Annotated in this window: 19 protein-coding genes; 10 read left to right on the top strand and 9 right to left on the bottom strand. The window is 55.1% G+C overall.

The annotated features are described in order from the left end of the window. Nucleotides 1-10: 10 nt before the first annotated feature. A complete protein-coding gene (gene groES, locus VQ830_RS00285) occupies nucleotides 11-325 on the bottom strand; it encodes a co-chaperone GroES (protein ID WP_337266059.1) in 315 nt (104 codons plus the stop codon). A 276-nt stretch (nucleotides 326-601) separates the two neighbouring features. Between groES and VQ830_RS00280 the strand changes: the two genes are divergently transcribed. Both VQ830_RS00280 and VQ830_RS00275 read left to right on the top strand, forming a co-directional pair. Beyond that, entirely contained in the window at nucleotides 602-874 is a 273-nt protein-coding gene (locus VQ830_RS00280; RefSeq protein WP_337266058.1) for an usg protein, read from the top strand. Nucleotides 875-981: 107 nt separating this feature from the next. Next, entirely contained in the window at nucleotides 982-1,272 is a 291-nt protein-coding gene (locus tag VQ830_RS00275; RefSeq protein ID WP_337266057.1) for a hypothetical protein, read from the top strand. A 15-nt stretch (nucleotides 1,273-1,287) separates the two neighbouring features. Here the strand turns inward: VQ830_RS00275 and VQ830_RS00270 are convergent, their stop codons facing one another. From VQ830_RS00270 to VQ830_RS00240, 7 genes are all read right to left on the bottom strand, one after another. Next, entirely contained in the window at nucleotides 1,288-1,731 is a 444-nt protein-coding gene (locus VQ830_RS00270) for a DUF3429 domain-containing protein (RefSeq protein ID WP_337266056.1), read from the bottom strand. Beyond that, nucleotides 1,728-2,729: an NAD(P)/FAD-dependent oxidoreductase gene (locus tag VQ830_RS00265; RefSeq protein WP_337266055.1), complete on the bottom strand. Its 1,002-nt coding sequence runs from the start codon at nucleotides 2,727-2,729 to the stop codon at nucleotides 1,728-1,730. Before VQ830_RS00265 ends, VQ830_RS00270 begins: the two co-directional genes overlap by 4 nt. Nucleotides 2,730-2,732: 3 nt before the next feature. Further along, nucleotides 2,733-2,873: a DUF2256 domain-containing protein gene (locus VQ830_RS00260; RefSeq protein ID WP_337266054.1), complete on the bottom strand. Its 141-nt coding sequence runs from the start codon at nucleotides 2,871-2,873 to the stop codon at nucleotides 2,733-2,735. A gap of 173 nt (nucleotides 2,874-3,046) precedes the next feature. After that, nucleotides 3,047-4,051 carry a cytochrome d ubiquinol oxidase subunit II gene (cydB, locus tag VQ830_RS00255; protein ID WP_337266053.1) on the bottom strand — a complete coding sequence of 335 codons (1,005 nt, stop codon included), beginning with the start codon at nucleotides 4,049-4,051 and terminating at the stop codon, nucleotides 3,047-3,049. Continuing rightward, a complete protein-coding gene (locus VQ830_RS00250; RefSeq protein ID WP_337266052.1) occupies nucleotides 4,041-5,456 on the bottom strand; it encodes a cytochrome ubiquinol oxidase subunit I in 1,416 nt (471 codons plus the stop codon). The genes cydB and VQ830_RS00250 overlap by 11 nt, the downstream gene beginning before the upstream one ends. Before the next feature lie 210 nt (nucleotides 5,457-5,666). Next, nucleotides 5,667-6,272, bottom strand: a complete 606-nt coding sequence (gene folE / locus VQ830_RS00245) for a GTP cyclohydrolase I FolE (RefSeq protein ID WP_337266051.1) — start codon at nucleotides 6,270-6,272, stop codon at nucleotides 5,667-5,669. Nucleotides 6,273-6,368: 96 nt separating this feature from the next. Next, a complete protein-coding gene (locus VQ830_RS00240) occupies nucleotides 6,369-6,920 on the bottom strand; it encodes a lipocalin family protein (RefSeq protein WP_337266050.1) in 552 nt (183 codons plus the stop codon). A 210-nt stretch (nucleotides 6,921-7,130) separates the two neighbouring features. On the opposite strand from VQ830_RS00240, the gene VQ830_RS00235 reads away from it, so the two are divergent. From VQ830_RS00235 to VQ830_RS00225, 3 genes are all read left to right on the top strand, one after another. Further along, complete coding sequence (locus VQ830_RS00235; protein ID WP_337266049.1) at nucleotides 7,131-7,310, top strand: CsbD family protein; 180 nt, start codon at nucleotides 7,131-7,133, stop codon at nucleotides 7,308-7,310. 329 nt (nucleotides 7,311-7,639) lie between these two features. Next, nucleotides 7,640-8,173: an RNA polymerase sigma factor gene (locus tag VQ830_RS00230; RefSeq protein ID WP_337266048.1), complete on the top strand. Its 534-nt coding sequence runs from the start codon at nucleotides 7,640-7,642 to the stop codon at nucleotides 8,171-8,173. Beyond that, nucleotides 8,155-8,850, top strand: coding sequence for a ChrR family anti-sigma-E factor (locus tag VQ830_RS00225; protein ID WP_337266047.1), 696 nt, complete (start codon nucleotides 8,155-8,157; stop codon nucleotides 8,848-8,850). Before VQ830_RS00230 ends, VQ830_RS00225 begins: the two co-directional genes overlap by 19 nt. 86 nt (nucleotides 8,851-8,936) lie before the next feature. Here the strand turns inward: VQ830_RS00225 and VQ830_RS00220 are convergent, their stop codons facing one another. Then, nucleotides 8,937-9,629, bottom strand: coding sequence for a GntR family transcriptional regulator (locus VQ830_RS00220; protein WP_337266046.1), 693 nt, complete (start codon nucleotides 9,627-9,629; stop codon nucleotides 8,937-8,939). Between the two features lie 153 nt (nucleotides 9,630-9,782). On the opposite strand from VQ830_RS00220, the gene VQ830_RS00215 reads away from it, so the two are divergent. Genes VQ830_RS00215 through VQ830_RS00195 form a run of 5 tightly spaced genes read left to right on the top strand, consistent with a single transcriptional unit; the run spans nucleotide 9,783 to nucleotide 15,047 of the window. Next, nucleotides 9,783-10,787: an ABC transporter substrate-binding protein gene (locus tag VQ830_RS00215; protein ID WP_337266045.1), complete on the top strand. Its 1,005-nt coding sequence runs from the start codon at nucleotides 9,783-9,785 to the stop codon at nucleotides 10,785-10,787. A 60-nt stretch (nucleotides 10,788-10,847) separates the two neighbouring features. Then, nucleotides 10,848-11,666 carry an ABC transporter ATP-binding protein gene (locus VQ830_RS00210; protein WP_337266044.1) on the top strand — a complete coding sequence of 273 codons (819 nt, stop codon included), beginning with the start codon at nucleotides 10,848-10,850 and terminating at the stop codon, nucleotides 11,664-11,666. Between the two features lie 4 nt (nucleotides 11,667-11,670). After that, entirely contained in the window at nucleotides 11,671-12,540 is an 870-nt protein-coding gene (locus tag VQ830_RS00205) for an ABC transporter permease (RefSeq protein ID WP_337266043.1), read from the top strand. A 36-nt stretch (nucleotides 12,541-12,576) separates the two neighbouring features. Beyond that, complete coding sequence (gene araD, locus VQ830_RS00200; RefSeq protein WP_337266042.1) at nucleotides 12,577-14,313, top strand: L-arabinonate dehydratase; 1,737 nt, start codon at nucleotides 12,577-12,579, stop codon at nucleotides 14,311-14,313. Between the two features lie 8 nt (nucleotides 14,314-14,321). Further along, nucleotides 14,322-15,047: a ribonuclease activity regulator RraA gene (locus VQ830_RS00195; protein WP_337266041.1), complete on the top strand. Its 726-nt coding sequence runs from the start codon at nucleotides 14,322-14,324 to the stop codon at nucleotides 15,045-15,047. The last annotated feature ends 100 nt before the right edge of the window (nucleotides 15,048-15,147 follow it).

Raw genomic sequence — 15,147 nt, 5'->3', positions numbered from 1 at the left:
GAAGAAGCTCTCAGGCAGCTTTCTTCTCGGCGAGCTTTGCGTCGATCACACCCATGACGTCGCTCTCCTTCATGATGAGAAGGTCTTCGCCATTGATCTTGATCTCGGTGCCGGACCATTTGCCGAACAGGATACGGTCGCCGACTGTCACATCGAGCGCCTGGAGCTGGCCGGCTTCGTTGCGAGCGCCAGGTCCAACGGCAATGACTTCGCCTTCCTGCGGTTTTTCTTTGGCTGTGTCGGGAATGATAATGCCGCCTTTTGTCTTTTCTTCCGATTCGATGCGGCGGACGAGAATTCGGTCGTGAAGCGGTCGGAACGTCATGTTTTCCTCCTGGACAAACGATGATGATCAAGATTCCCCTCGGACCGGATGACCAGTCCGGACGGATTGCAATCCCATTCTGGCGATCGCGCGGGATGAGATCGTTTCGCCGATTTTTATTTTCAAGAGGCCGTAGGGGAAAAAAATTAGCACTCGCCTCATTTTGCTACTAACGCCCTGATTAGATTGACATAAAATTTTTAAGAAGTGGATTTTCCAGTTGCGAATGACGCCGTCCGGCGGCACCATCATCGTGTCATGAAACGGAGGCAAAGAATGCGTTTTACTTCTGAATTGGAAATGCAAATGGCCGGCTACGGTCTGACGACAGCGCATATTCTATATCGCATGCCCGATTTCGGGTCCGTTCTGCAAAGCTACGTCTGGCAGGATTACGATCTGGCGCCCGATTTTCCCGAAATGCGTAAGTTTCTGAATTTTTGGGAAACGAAGTTGGAGGGACCCCTTCACTCAGTTCGTTACACGCATCGTCAGTTGGTTGGTCCCAGTGAATGGAAAAAAGTGACGGGCGAGATCAGGCTGCATTGACAGCATCTTGAACGCAAAAAATATCCTTCCTATTTCCTCTGCGCCGAGGCTCGTGACGCAGCTCGGCACCGGAACAAGATCAACCGATTTGTACCGAGAGCATGACGATGGAAGGATACCAAAAATCAATTCGTGATATGAGCGTTGACGAGCGTGAGGAGGCCTTAGCGCATCTTGCAGACACGCTGGAAGGCAGCGCTTACGAGGCGTTTATTGAAGGCCAGAAAGGCTTTGCCACCCTTTCGCGGAATATGGCGACAGCCATCAAGGCAAATGCCGATGAGCTGGCACGCTTCGACATCGACGCTGCGGACAAGATTGTCCAGCACGCCCGATATTTGCTCCATCAGTTCCGTATAGCCAGACCCCATAAGCCGGTCAGCATGGCAGTGCATTGATCATGCCCAACGGCTTCAAAGGTAGAGGAAGGCGGCGCAATAGGCTGCTGCCACGATCGCCGTTACGCTCAAGCGAAGCTTTATATACCATGAGGCTTCCAAACCTGCCTTTCGCAGGTTGAGATCCGCCGCAAGGAGACCCAAGAAACTTGCCAGCTGAATCGCAAGCGATGCGTGAAGATACGAGCGCGGCAGAAGAAGCGATGCCCAAGCAACGAGCGCAAGGATATTGCTGACAACAAGCTGTGCGATCGGAACATTGCTGGCAGTTTGGCTGAGACCCCAGAGCGCGCCCGCCATGAATGCCGCTATGATCGCGCCGTAGGTGAGAAACGCTGTTTCATGATCGGGCAAAACGGCATCCGCGAGAGGCAGATGGGGTGAAAGCAACAGGATGAAAGGAGCAGCACCGGCGATAGTCAAAATCGCGGAAACGCTTTTCGTGGCTGGGTGTGTCATATGTTTTGCCGCGCCATTTCGTTCATCTTGTCTGCCAATATTGCCCCGCTCATAAACGCGGCTTCCACACGGTTGCCGAGACACCAATCTCCGCAGGCAGCAATGCGCTGTTGCTCATCGAGGAGGTATGGTTCCCCAAGTGCTTTTGCGACATTGGCATAGCGCCAGCGATGCAACTCCGCAAAAAGGTCCGGGTTGATCGACTCTAAAGCAAGGACCTCCCGTAAAGCGCCCACCATTGCGGCCTGCACCTGCACCAACGGCATTTCAATATTGCGGGACGACCACTCATTATTGGCGTGAACAACAAGACAGGCTGGTCCGTCTCGGCGAGGTTTAGCGTCGTTTCGCGCGATCCAACCTAATACAGGATGGTCGATCTGGCATCCGGCGCTCGGAAGTTCGCTGTGATCGGCCAAAGCGACCATAAGCGTAAAGCATGCCTGCATGCATACAGCCTGCAATTTCTGACGATGCACCGGCGGCAAGGGAAGGAGAGCTTCGGTCTGAGGCGCCGGGGCACTCGAAACAACCCAATCGAAGGGGCCCTCTGACGCCGCGGCTTCAAAATCAAGATACCACAGTCCGCCATCGCGGCGCAGGCTTGTTGCCTTGTGGTTCAGGCGAACATCAAAGTCCTTTGCCCAATACTTGCCTAGGGCCGTCATTGAAGGCGTGCCCACGAACCGGAGTTGGGCGTTTTCGCGGAACGTCGTCTCGCCTTCGATCCCGATGGAGGCGATCGCGACGGTCCATGGCTCGACCGGACCGTGTTCGATGGCAGAAGCTAGCGCGTGGCGAAAACGCTCCTCCCGAACCGTGAAATACTGTGCGCCATGATCAAATACGAAGCCGCCGCGTGTTCGTGTGGCCATACGACCTGCGACGCCGCGGCTTTTTTCAAATATGGTGATTTTCGCATTTGGATGAAGCGCTTTGGCAAAGCTCAACCCGGCTATACCAGCCCCAATGACAGCGACGGAAAACTTCTTGCTCATGGATCACTTCGTTTGCCGGCAGCGCTGAGAACAGTATTTGACGTCATCCCAATCTTTCCGCCATTTTCGCCGCCATGCAAATGGTCGTCCGCAACGGACGCATACCTTTGTCGGCAACTGGCTCTTTTCGATCTTTTTCGGCATGTGTCTCAGCAGCTTTCAGGTTGATGTACGCAAGCGACGTTGCGCAGATCACATCTTGAGGCTTTCTCAAGTGCCAAGGGCTGCCTTTATCGCAAGTGCAACCAAACCGACGCTCATGACGCCGGCAGCCCAAAGACCAAAGAACCAGCTGAGTTTGAAAAGTGTCTGCCTCATCAATGATATCCTCCATGAGGGTCGACCTTCCCACGGAAAACCCAATAGGCGTAAGCGGTATAGGTCAAGATTATCGGGACCAGGACCGCGGCTCCCACAAGCAAAAACTTCAGGCTGGATGGTGGCGCGGCGGCCTGCCAGATCGTCAGTGCTTGCGGAACGATGTATGGGTAGAAGCTGATGCCGATGCCCGCGTAACCCGTCATGAACAGGCCGAGTGCACATAGGAACGGCGTCCACTCCGCCGAACTGCGCAGTCCCCTTACTATGCTGTAGAAGAGAACAGCGACGACGACCGGAACGATCACGGAAAATACGACGGTCGGATAGCCAAACCACCGCTCCAGATAAAGGTCTTTGATAAAGGGCGTCCACAGGCTGAAGACGCCCATTAGAATAACAGTCACGGTCGCCAAGATGATTGCGACGGGGCGAAGCCGGTTCGACATGTCACTGTGCGTTTTGGCGATCAACCAGGTCGATCCCAACAGCGCATATCCGCCAACGAGCGCTAGTCCCGTTGCAATTGAAAAGGGTGTGAGCCAATCGAAAGGCTGTCCAGAGTAAGCGCGGTTCGAAACCGAGATTCCCTGAACCAGCGTGCCAAGGCAAATTCCCTGACAAAAAGCTGCGGTAAGAGAGCCGATGAAGAAACCCAAGTCCCAGATGTGTTGAGCGCGACGGGTTCTCCAGCGATATTCGAAGGCCACACCGCGAAAGATCAGGCCCAACAGCATCAAGATGATGGGTGCATAGAGCGCAGGCATGATGGTCGAATAAGCGAGAGGAAAGACGGCAAAGAGGCCTCCGCCGCCCAGAACCAGCCATGTTTCGTTCCCGTCCCAGACAGGAGCAACGGAATTCATCGCCAGATCCCTGTCTTCCTTCGACCCAAGGAACGGGAAGAGAAGTCCGACGCCAAGATCAAAGCCATCCATGATCACATAGGCAAGAACGGCAAAGGCGATGATGCCGGCCCATACGAGCGCAAGATCAATGTGCATGATGGCCTCCATGCGCGACATCGAGTGCGGGACCTGGCGTAATACCGACTGTGCGCAGTGGCCCACCTTCGAGATCCGGTTGCGGGTCACGAGGCAAGCGTGCCATCAACCGCAGCAGATAGAAGGTGCCTGCACCGAAGACGAGGAAATATACCACCGCGAAGGCAGCCAGCGAGGTCGCAACGGCGGAAGCGCTGATTGGCGACATGGATTGGGCGGTCAACAAATGGCCATAGACCGTGTAGGGTTGGCGCCCCACCTCCGTGGTAATCCACCCGGCGAGCACAGCGATGAAACCTGCCGGTCCCATTGCCACAGCGACCCGATGCAGCCATGGATTGGAGTGAAGCGTTCCACGGAAACGGGCGTAAAGAGACCAGAGAGCTAGACTCAACATCGCAAAACCGAGCCCAACCATGACACGGAACGACCAGAAGAGCACGATCACCGGCGGCTGCTTATCCTGCGCGATCGTATCCAGTCCTGCGAGCGGCGCATTGGGATCATGCTTGAGTATGAGGCTCGACATCTTCGGGACCTCGATGGCGTAATCGATCCTCTTTGCCGTGGGATTGGGAATCCCGAACAGAATCAGCGGTGCGCCGTTTGGATGGCTGTCGTAATGCCCCTCCATAGCCATGACCTTGGCCGGTTGATGTTCCAGTGTATTGAGGCCGTGGGCATCCCCGGCCAGGATCTGCAGGGGCGCAACCACGGAAATCATCCACATCGCCATCGAGAACATTTTTCTCGAGCGTCGTGGTGCGGTCTTCTTCAAATGATGCCAAGCGCCAACACCGCCGACGACAAGAGCCGTCGTGAGATAGGCAGCCAGCACCATATGCGTAAAGCGATAGGGAAATGACGGGTTGAAGATGATCGCCATCCAGTCTTCGGGAACGAACTGGCCCTCCGCATTGATCGAAAATCCGGCCGGTGTCTGCATCCAGGAATTCACGGCAAGGATCCAGGTCGCTGAAATCAAGGTTCCGATCGCAACCATAAAGGTTGCAAACAAGTGCAAGCGCGGCCCCACCTTGGCCCGTCCGAATAGCATGACGCCGATAAAGCCTGCCTCAAGGAAAAACGCCGTTAGAACCTCGTATCCCATCAGCGGTCCCACAACAGGACCTGCCTTATCTGCGAATACAGCCCAATTCGTTCCGAACTGATAGGACATGACGATGCCCGAAACGACACCCATTCCGAAAGCGACCGCAAAGATCGTTTTCCAAAAATCAAAGAGTTCGAGATAGACCTTGTCTTTCTTCCACAACCACAAAGCATTGAGCACAGCCAGATAGCTTGCCAGGCCGATGGAAAAGGCTGGGAAGATGATGTGAAAGGCAACCGTGAAGCCAAACTGGGCGCGTGCCAGCACCGCGGCATCAAGTCCGCTAAACATTGCAATATCCTTTCGCGCATAGGGCCAGCGCACAAGCTCGTCGCTTGAGGCCGCGTCTAAAGGTCGATATCGGCGGGGATCTGCCTCGCCACCATGGCTGGAGGTTATAACCACCACGGTGTATCGGCTGAGTGCGCTAAACGCCGCACTTGGCAGGCGTTTTGTCGCAGAGAAGAACTTGAGGCGCTTTCGTTCGCCTCAAGAGACAAATTATTTTGATTTTACCATCATCATGAAGCGAGCCTGTAGATCGGGACAGCTCTCCAAATCGCCGAGAAAACGGAACGTCGAAGTAACAGCGCCCTGCTTTTGAATGCCACGCATGGCCATGCACATATGCTCGGCTTCGACCATGACGGCCACGCCCCTTGGGCGCAGACAACTGTGCAGCGCTGAAGCGATCTGGGCCGTCATCGTCTCCTGCGTTTGCAGGCGCCGCGCATAGAGATCAACCAGGCGCGCGAGTTTCGAAAGACCAACGACCGCCTTGTTGGGAAGATAGGCAATGTGCGCCTTTCCCACGAAAGGAACCATGTGGTGCTCGCAATGCGAGAAAAAAGGAATATCGGAGACAAGAACCAGATCGTCATATCCCGCGACTTCCTCGAATTGTCTCGCCAGAATATCTTCCGGCTCAACATCATAACCGGCAAACAACTCCTTAAAAGCGCGTGTGACGCGCGCGGGTGTATCGAGAAGCCCTTCGCGATCCGGGTCGTCTCCGGCCCATTTGAGAAGAGTTCTGACAGCCGCCTCAGCCTCTTCCTTGGAAGGCTTCCGGTTTAACAATTTCCTTGGTTTGACAGTCTGATCCAATGTCGTACTCCAAATTTTTTCGCCCCGTTACGAGGCAGTTTAAAGGTTGGATCAATGTGCCTGCGCGCTCGTCTAAAGCAGCGCGGCTTTCAATATTCATTTCTGGGGCATGGTCGCAGGAGCAGGAAACTCCAGCTTCTTGACGTCGTAACCGAGAGCAGCAGCTTTGCGAACCATCATGTCCAGCTTTCGCTTTGACGGTGCGTAGCGGGAATAGATCCAAAGATTTTCCATCTTGGGATCGGCACTGATAAACCATTGCTTGTCGGGCGATTTATAAAGAACATTATAATCGAAAGTGATGAAGAGCGGGTATTTGACGTGCAATCTGGCGTTCGACCCGCCGAAATCAATGATCCTCCCATCTCCGTGAACGGTTTTTAAGGATCCCTGAGGTGTTCCTGTCCGGCATCCGTCTTCCACGGAGACCGCGCCAGGACCTTCCGATTTCGTCATCTTGTATGTCGTATATCCGGCAACACAGCCATCGGTGAGCCACATCGGACGACGGGCAATCTCGAGCCATGTCCCGCTGTAATGGTCGAGGCCAACATTCGCGATTTTTTGCTGGGCGGCAGCAGGTACGGCCGTCAATATGGCTGCGGATAAAGCGGCCAAGGTATAGCAGGATTTAGGGGATAAACTCATCGCGATCTCTCCTTTGCCGCTCTCTACGCACGAGATCGCGCAGAAGATCATGAGAGACGATTTGTTTGATGGGTAACGTTTCGCGATGCGAAAAAAGGTCACCAGATACCAGGTGAATTGGTATTTTTTTATCTGAAATTTCCGTCGTGACCGCTCCATTTCTTTCTTCGCAATCACGCGGAATGGTCCGCTTCAAAAAGGAGTACGACGATGGATAAAGATCGTATCGAAGGCGCCGCAAAGGAAATCAAGGGCTCCATCAAAGAAGCCGTCGGCAAAGTTCTTGGTAAGGTCGATGTGGAAATGGAAGGCAAGGCCGAGAAAATGGAAGGCCGCGTCCAAGGCAATGTCGGAAAGGCCAAGGACACCGTGCGCGATAAGCTGAGCTAACCCTAAAGTCGCGGTGACTGACTATCCAGGCGCGCCAATTGCGCCTTACGCTTCGAAAAAGCGCGCCTGGAATAACGACACGAATTGTGGCCACGCAGCCGCGGGTTGCGTGGAGTTGTTTTCGTTTGAAGCTTGACGTTGAAAGATAATCCGAGTCGATCTCTCAAAGGGAGTGATCCAGCGCTTATTTCCGGCGTATCAAGGGCATGAGTGTGATTCTTTCTCTTTTGGCCCAGGCGGTCCCGCGGCTGACTTCACCTCTCCCGAGAGAGGCGAAAGCGGTCTCTCGGGTGCTTTCGACGTCGGCGCAACTATCAAGCGACGTTGCTATGGCATCCGAAGAAATGGCTCCCGAAGAGGTTGATGAACTCATCCTGCGCATTGCGCAGGAACGAGATCTCGGCGCATTGAAAAAGATCCATCATCATTTCATGCCGAAACTCATGGCGTACATGCTTAGGACGCTTGACGACCAGGTGTCCGCGAAAGAGGCGTCAACTGAAGCCATGACGCGGATTTGGAAGGAAGCATCAGTCTTCCGCAGGTCTGGCAAAGATGGTTTGGCTTGGATCTTTACGATAGCGAGAGATGTGAGATTGGAAGCAACCGGCCGAAGAAAGCGGCCGCATTATGCCTCTGGCGATGAAGTCGTTCGTGCAGGCAGCAATTTCGAGATCGTTCAATGTGATCGCAGCGCAGCGGATCATCGCAAAGCTGTGAAATCCTACCGTGAAGACGAGGCAGAAATTCTGCGGATGTCTTACTGTGAGGATATGTCGATCTCCAACATCGCCGCGACATTGAACATGTCACTGGAGACAGTTAGATCAAGGGTTAGGGTGGCATGCAAAAAGCTTCTTTGAAGGGCAGAGAGAGCTCCGAAACCATATTGCATCATCTCGATGACGATATACTCCTTTCTTACGCCGCTGGCACGCTTGAGGAGGGCTGGAGTATAGCAGTTGCAACGCATCTATCATTATGTCCGGCCTGTCGTTCGAGATTGGAAACGTTCGAGTCGCTTGGCGGCGTTCTGCTTGAAGAAGAGCAGAAGACGCCGGAGGTACGATCAGACGCTCATTGGGCGGAACTCATGCAGCGTATCGAAGCGGGCGAAGTGGACGATGTTGTTGCGTTTCGACGGCAGCCGAGTCGCGATCCGTTGCTGCCGGAGCCGCTTTACAGCTACGTCGAGCGCGCTGGCGGCCTGAAATGGCGCAATTTCGGCTTCGGTGCGGCGCAGATGATCGTGCCGACGGATGATCCGACAACGACGGTTCGGTTGTTGAAAATTCCCGCAGGGCGGCCCGTGCCTGAGCATACGCATACGGGTACCGAGCTGACACTCGTGCTCGACGGAAGTTTCAGCGACGAAGTGTCGGCCTTCAGACGCGGCGATATCGAAATAGCTGACGGCAATCTGATGCATACCCCCAAAGCTGACCCTGGGCGGGACTGCATCTGTCTTGCCGTGACAGACGCTCCTTTGAAGTTCAGCAGTCGTTTTATGAAGTTCCTGCAACGGTTCCTGAAGATTTAAGGACCAGCGAAGAGGGACTTCCCCTCATTGACCGACGTGCAACGGGATGACAGAAAGACGTCGGCCCGACCCTGATCGTTTTTTGGTTAGCGGCTAATATAATCCGGGAACTTCGCGCTGATCGCATCGATAATCGAGAGCGTACCTGATAGATGGGTGCGCAATACAGCGGCGGCGCGTTCTTCATCTCCCGAGGCGATGGCAGCAACAATTGCCTCGTGGTTCGACAGAACGTCCTGGATCTTTCCGGGCATGGGTAGATTAAGCCGGCGCAACCGGTCGATATGGAGACTTTGTCGTCTTACCGTGGTCCACAATTCCAGAACGCCTGCCTTTTCATATAGCTTTTTGTGAAAATCCTGGTCGAGCCGGTCAAACTGATCATAGGTTGTCTGCGAAGCCGCCAACTTCTGTTGGGAGAGTACAGCCTGCAACTCTGCAGCGGCCTCTTTTGGCTCCTGTGCGGTGAGCTGACGGATCGCTTCGAGCTCAATTGACATCCTCAGAAATTGAGCCTGTCGCGCGTGCTTAATATCGATTTTGGACACGACGGTCGCATATTGCGGATAAACATCGACCATGCCCTCCTCCTGGAGGCGCATTAGCGCGTCGCGAACTGGCGTCTGACTGACGCCGAACTCCAGCTGAAGCGAACCGCGAGACAAGACGGTGCCGGGGGTGAGCTGCAATTTCAGTATCCTGTCGCGCAGGATTTCATGCACCTGTAAAGCCACCTGTCGGGACCGGTCCAACTGACCGCTTCTTGTCATTCCGCTCATGTACTTCCGCTCTCTCAAATCTATGCCAACCATAAAAACACACAATCAGGGTTGATGCACTGATGTTTTAGTGCTTCACTCAACTAAAGTCGCTTTGGGAGTTGAGCGGCCAGCCAGCGAGACTGGCGTATCTTGTTTCAACGGGAGGAATCTATGAAACTGCTTCTCAGTGGCCTGACCGCAATCGCCGTTTCGCTGTGTCTTGGGTGCCCGAGCCAGGCGCAAGAAAAAACCACCATCTCGATCACACGCCAGCCCGGCATTCTGTATCTCGCCAGCCACGTCATGGAGACCCAGAAACTTATCGAGAAGGAGGCTGCCAAAGAAGGCCTCGACGGCGTCAAGGTGGAATGGCGCACATTTTCCGGCGGCGGTGCTCAGACCGATGCCCTGCTGGCAGGCAATGTTGATGTGGTCAATACCGGAACCGGCAATCTGCTGCTTTTATGGGACCGCACCCGCGGGAAGGTCAAAGGCATCATCACCAGTTCGGCTCAGCCGGTCATCATGGTCTCCAATGACCCTCGCGTAAAGTCTCTGAAGGACATCCAGCCATCTGACAAAATCGCCGTGCCAACTGTCGGCGTTTCCACGCAAGCCATCCTGCTGCAAATGGCTGCGGCGAAGATGTATGGCGACGATCAGGTGAAGAAGTTCGACCCTAATACTGTGCAACTGGGCCATCCAGATGCAGTAGCGGCAATTGCCAACCCCAATCATGAAGTGAAGAACCACTTTTCAGCTCCGCCCTTCCAATATGTCGAGCTGAAGCAGCCCGGTGTTCATAAGGTTACCGATTCCCGCGAAATCCTGGGGGGTGCTCTAACCCAGGCGACCTTCTTCACCACCACGGCTTTTGCGGAGAAAAATCCTAAGCTCATTAAGGCGTTGCGCACGGCAACCGAGGAAGCTGTCGCCTTCATCAAGAACGACCCGAAGGCTGCGCTCGAGGCCTATAAAACGGTCTCTGGTGACAAGACGAGCCTCGACGACCTTCTTACGATGATGAAGGAACCGGGCATGGATGAATGGCGCACCGATCCCCAAGGCACCATGAAATTTGCCGAACACCTGCATAAGATCGGCACGCTTAAGTCGATGCCGAAGGCTTGGACCGATTACTACCTGCCCGACAGCGCCTACCTCAACGGAAATTGATTGGCCCTGCGACAACGGCAGCGGCGCTTGAGCTCGCTGCCTCCTTCAAGGAGTGAACCTATGATGCAGGCAAATACTGTCGCCGACAAACCGCTCACGCAGGTGACGCAGAACACGCCACTTCTTTCGGTAGACCGGGTGACGCTACGGTATAAAACGCCCAATCTCCTGATTACAGCCACCGAAGACGTGAGCTTTCATGTGCGAGAATCTGATCGTTTTGTGCTGCTTGGCCCATCTGGCTGCGGCAAATCTACGCTATTAAAAGCGATCGGCGGCTACATGACACCCTCCGGCGGCTCCATTCACATCAATGGACGGCAGGTAACGCGTCCTGGACCCGACCGTATGATGGTCTTCCAAGAGTTCGACCAATTGATGCCATGGAAGACGGTATTGGAAAACGTGATGTTCCCTCTTCTCGTGGCGCGCAAACTGCCCGCTGCAGAGGCCGAGGGCATTGCACGGCAATATATCGACAAGGTGAAACTGACGCGCGCTGTCGACAGCTATCCGCACACGCTGTCCGGCGGCATGAAGCAGCGCGTGGCGATTGCCCGAGGCATGGCGATGCAGCCCGATGTTTTATTGATGGATGAGCCTTTCGCCGCTCTCGATGCCCTGACGCGTCGCCAGATGCAGGACGAACTTCTTCAGCTTTGGGAAGACACGAAGTTCACCGTAATTTTCGTGACGCACTCCATTGCTGAAGCAATCAAGATTTCGAACCGCATCTTACTGCTGTCACCGCATCCTGGCCGTGTGAAGGCGGAAGTAGTGGATGTGGATAAGGTCAACCACGAGGACGGGAGCGCTGCGGCGCTTGAGCGCGACATTCACAATCTGCTTTTTTCCAACGAGCCTGGACACAAGGAATAGTGATATGCTGTCCCCGAACATCATTCTCGCCTCCACTGCAAAGAGCACTGCGCCTCACAGCAATATCAAGCCGGTCGAACAGAAACTAAGTGCGTTTGAAACTCTCTGGGGGATTAGCGCTTTGCGAAAAGCGCTCCTCATTCTCATACTCGCGGTCATTTGGCAGGTTTACGCTTCCTATCTCGACAACCCGCTGCTCTTCCCGACGTTGAGCGATACGCTCACGACCTTGGCCGACAGATTTGTTGACGGCACGCTGCCGGCACGGATTTGGACGACGCTAAAGATCCTCTTCATGGGCTATGCGGCTGGAACCGTGCTGGCCGCTTTGCTAACGGTTCTTGCCATCAATACCCGCATAGGAACGGACTTTCTGGAAACGATGACGGCCATGTTCAACCCGCTTCCGGCCATCTCGTTGCTGCCGCTGGCGCTGATCTGGTTCGGCCTCGGTGCATCCAGTCTCGTCTTCGTGTTGGTTCATTCTGTCCTTTGGGCGGTAGCGCTTAACACCCATTCGGGCTTTCTCGGCGTATCGCGCACACTCCGTATGGTCGGCGCAAATTATGGGCTGTCGGGCATTTCCTACGTTCTACGCATCTTGGTGCCCGCGGCCTTTCCGTCGATCTTGACAGGATTGAAAATCGGCTGGGCTTTTGCCTGGCGCACCTTGATCGCCGCCGAACTTGTCTTCGGCGTATCTTCGGGACAGGGCGGTCTCGGTTGGTTTATTTTTGAGAACCGTAACTTGCTCGACATTCCCGCCGTCTTTGCCGGCTTGCTCACTGTCATCATCATCGGCCTGATCGTCGAAAACCTCGTCTTTCAGACGATCGAACGCCACACCATTCAAAAATGGGGTATGAAGGAATAGCGCCTGCGTTCCTTCAGCTTCCAAGAAGGCAGTCTCATGACAAATAGAAAAGCACCACAGGATCTTCGGTCCGCACGATGGTTCTCTCCCGATGATCTGCGGAGTTTCGGCCACCGATCACGCCTGATGCAGCTCGGCTACGGCGAAGAAGATTTTCGCGACAAGCCGGTCATCGGCATCCTCAACACATGGTCGGAACTCAATACCTGCCACGCCCATTTTCGTGAGCGAGCCCAGGATGTAAAACGCGGCGTGTCGCAGGGCGGTGGCTTTCCGGTCGAACTGCCGTCGCTGTCGGTCGACGAAAGCTTCACGAAGCCGACATCCATGCTTTATCGCAACATGCTGGCGATGGAGACGGAGGAAATGATCCGATCCCATCCTTTGGATGGTGTCGTGCTGATGGGCGGATGCGACAAGACCACGCCGGGGCTCGTGATGGGAGCGATTTCCGCCGGCATTCCGATGATCTATCTCCCCGCCGGGCCGATGCTGCGCGGAAACTACGCCGGCAAGATTCTCGGCTCCGGTTCCGATGCCTGGAAATACTGGGACGAGCGCCGAGCCGGCAATATTTCCGATGAGGAATGGCTCGGCATTCAGGGCGGCATTGCCCGCTCGGCTGGCGTTTGCATGACCATGGGCACGGCCAGCACGATGACGGCCATTGCAGATGCCATGGGCCTGACGCTTCCCGGCGCCTCCTCGATTCCGGCAGTCGATGCAAACCATCAGAGGATGTCGGCCTCCTGTGGCCGGCGTATCGTCGAGATGGTTTGGGAAGATCTGACGCCCGGCAAGATCATCACCGAAGCCGCCTGCCGTAATGCCGCAATCGTCGCCATGGCGACAGGCTGTTCGACCAATGCCGTCGTTCATCTGATCGCTATGGCGCGGCGCGCCGGCGTCGATCTTACTTTGGACGATCTCGACCATCTGGGACGCACGACACCGTTGATCGCCAATGTTCGCCCCTCCGGCAAAGACTACCTGATGGAGGATTTCTTCTATGCAGGGGGCTTGCGCGCGCTGATGAAACAGCTTGAGGATCGGCTCGATCTCAATGCGCTGACGGTCACCGGAAAAAGTCTCGGCGAGAACCTTGAAGGCGCAAAGGTCTATAATGACGATGTCATCCGCCCTCTATCAAACCCGGTTTATCATGAGGGGTCGCTGGCCGTTCTACGCGGCAATCTTTGCCCGGACGGGGCGGTGATCAAGCCGGCGGCCTGTGATCCGAAATATCACGTCCATCAAGGTCCGGCCCTCGTCTTCGACACCTATCCGGACATGAAGAAGGCCATCGATGACGAAGATCTCGATGTCACGCCTGACCACGTTCTGGTTTTACGCAATGCCGGCCCCCTGGGTGGTCCGGGCTTTCCCGAATGGGGAATGCTGCCAATCCCCAAGGCACTCATCAAGCAAGGGTATCGCGATATGCTACGCATCTCGGATGCGCGCATGTCGGGCACGTCCTATGGCGCCTGTGTTCTGCACGTATCGCCGGAAAGTTATGTCGGGGGTCCGCTTTCGTTACTGCGAACCGGCGACATCGTGCGCCTGGACTTGCCGAACCGCAGGCTCGACATGCTTGTGAGCGACGAAGAGCTTGAACAGCGGCGCGCGGCTTGGGTTGCTCCCGAACCGCGATTCCAACGCGGTTATGGCTGGATGTTCTCCCGCCATGTCACACAAGCCGATCAAGGCTGCGACTTTGATTTCCTTCAAACCGATTTCGGCCGCTCCCCGGGCGAGCCAGATATTTTTTGAGGCCCTCCATGACTGAGTATGTTCTTTCGGACGAAACACGCGCCAAGTACAAGAAGATTTCGACGGCTTCCATTGCAACGGCCCTTTACAAACGCGGCCTGCGCAACCAGTTCATTCAAGGGGTTGTGCCCGTTGCACCAAAATCCGAGACAATGGTGGGCCAGGCCTTCACCTTAAGATATATACCGGCACGGGAAGATCGGAACCCGATTACGGTATTTCGTAATGCCGACCATCCCCAACGCGTGGCAATCGAGACATGTCCTGCCGGCCATGTCCTTGTCATGGATGCACGCGGCGATGCGCGGGCCGCGACCGCCGGATCTATTCTCATCACCAGACTGGCGCTTCGTGGCGCAGCCGGCGTTGTTTCGGATGGAGGATTTCGGGATGCGGAAGGTATCGGTGCGCTCGACATGCCGGCTTATTATGCCAAACCGTCAGCCCCTACCAATCTCACACTGCATGAGGCCCTTGATATCAACGTTCCGATCGCATGTGGAAACGTTGCTGTCTTCCCGGGCGATGTCCTTGTCGGTGATCGGGATGGGGTTATGGTCATCCCGGCCCATCTTGCCGACGAACTTGCGGATGAATGCACGGGCATGGAGAGCTATGAGGATTTTGTTCTCGAGCAGGTAAAATCCGGCAACGCCATCATCGGGCTCTATCCTTGTACCAAGGACGAGTATCAGCAAAAATATGAGGCTTGGCGGAAGAAGAACGGCCGCTGACGGTACGCGAGTGTGATCAGCGCTCGATTCATCAATGTCCCTTAAAAAACCAGCCGCCTCACAAAGGCGGCGGGCGTAACGATCTGAGGTTTTGCAGCGC

Origin of the sequence: Oryzifoliimicrobium ureilyticum (assembly GCF_037199735.1) — a bacterium.
GTDB lineage: Bacteria > Pseudomonadota > Alphaproteobacteria > Rhizobiales > Rhizobiaceae > Rhizobium > Rhizobium ureilyticus.
The sequence above is the reverse complement of the archived record's forward strand: the minus strand, read 5'-3'. Positions and strand labels throughout refer to the sequence as shown.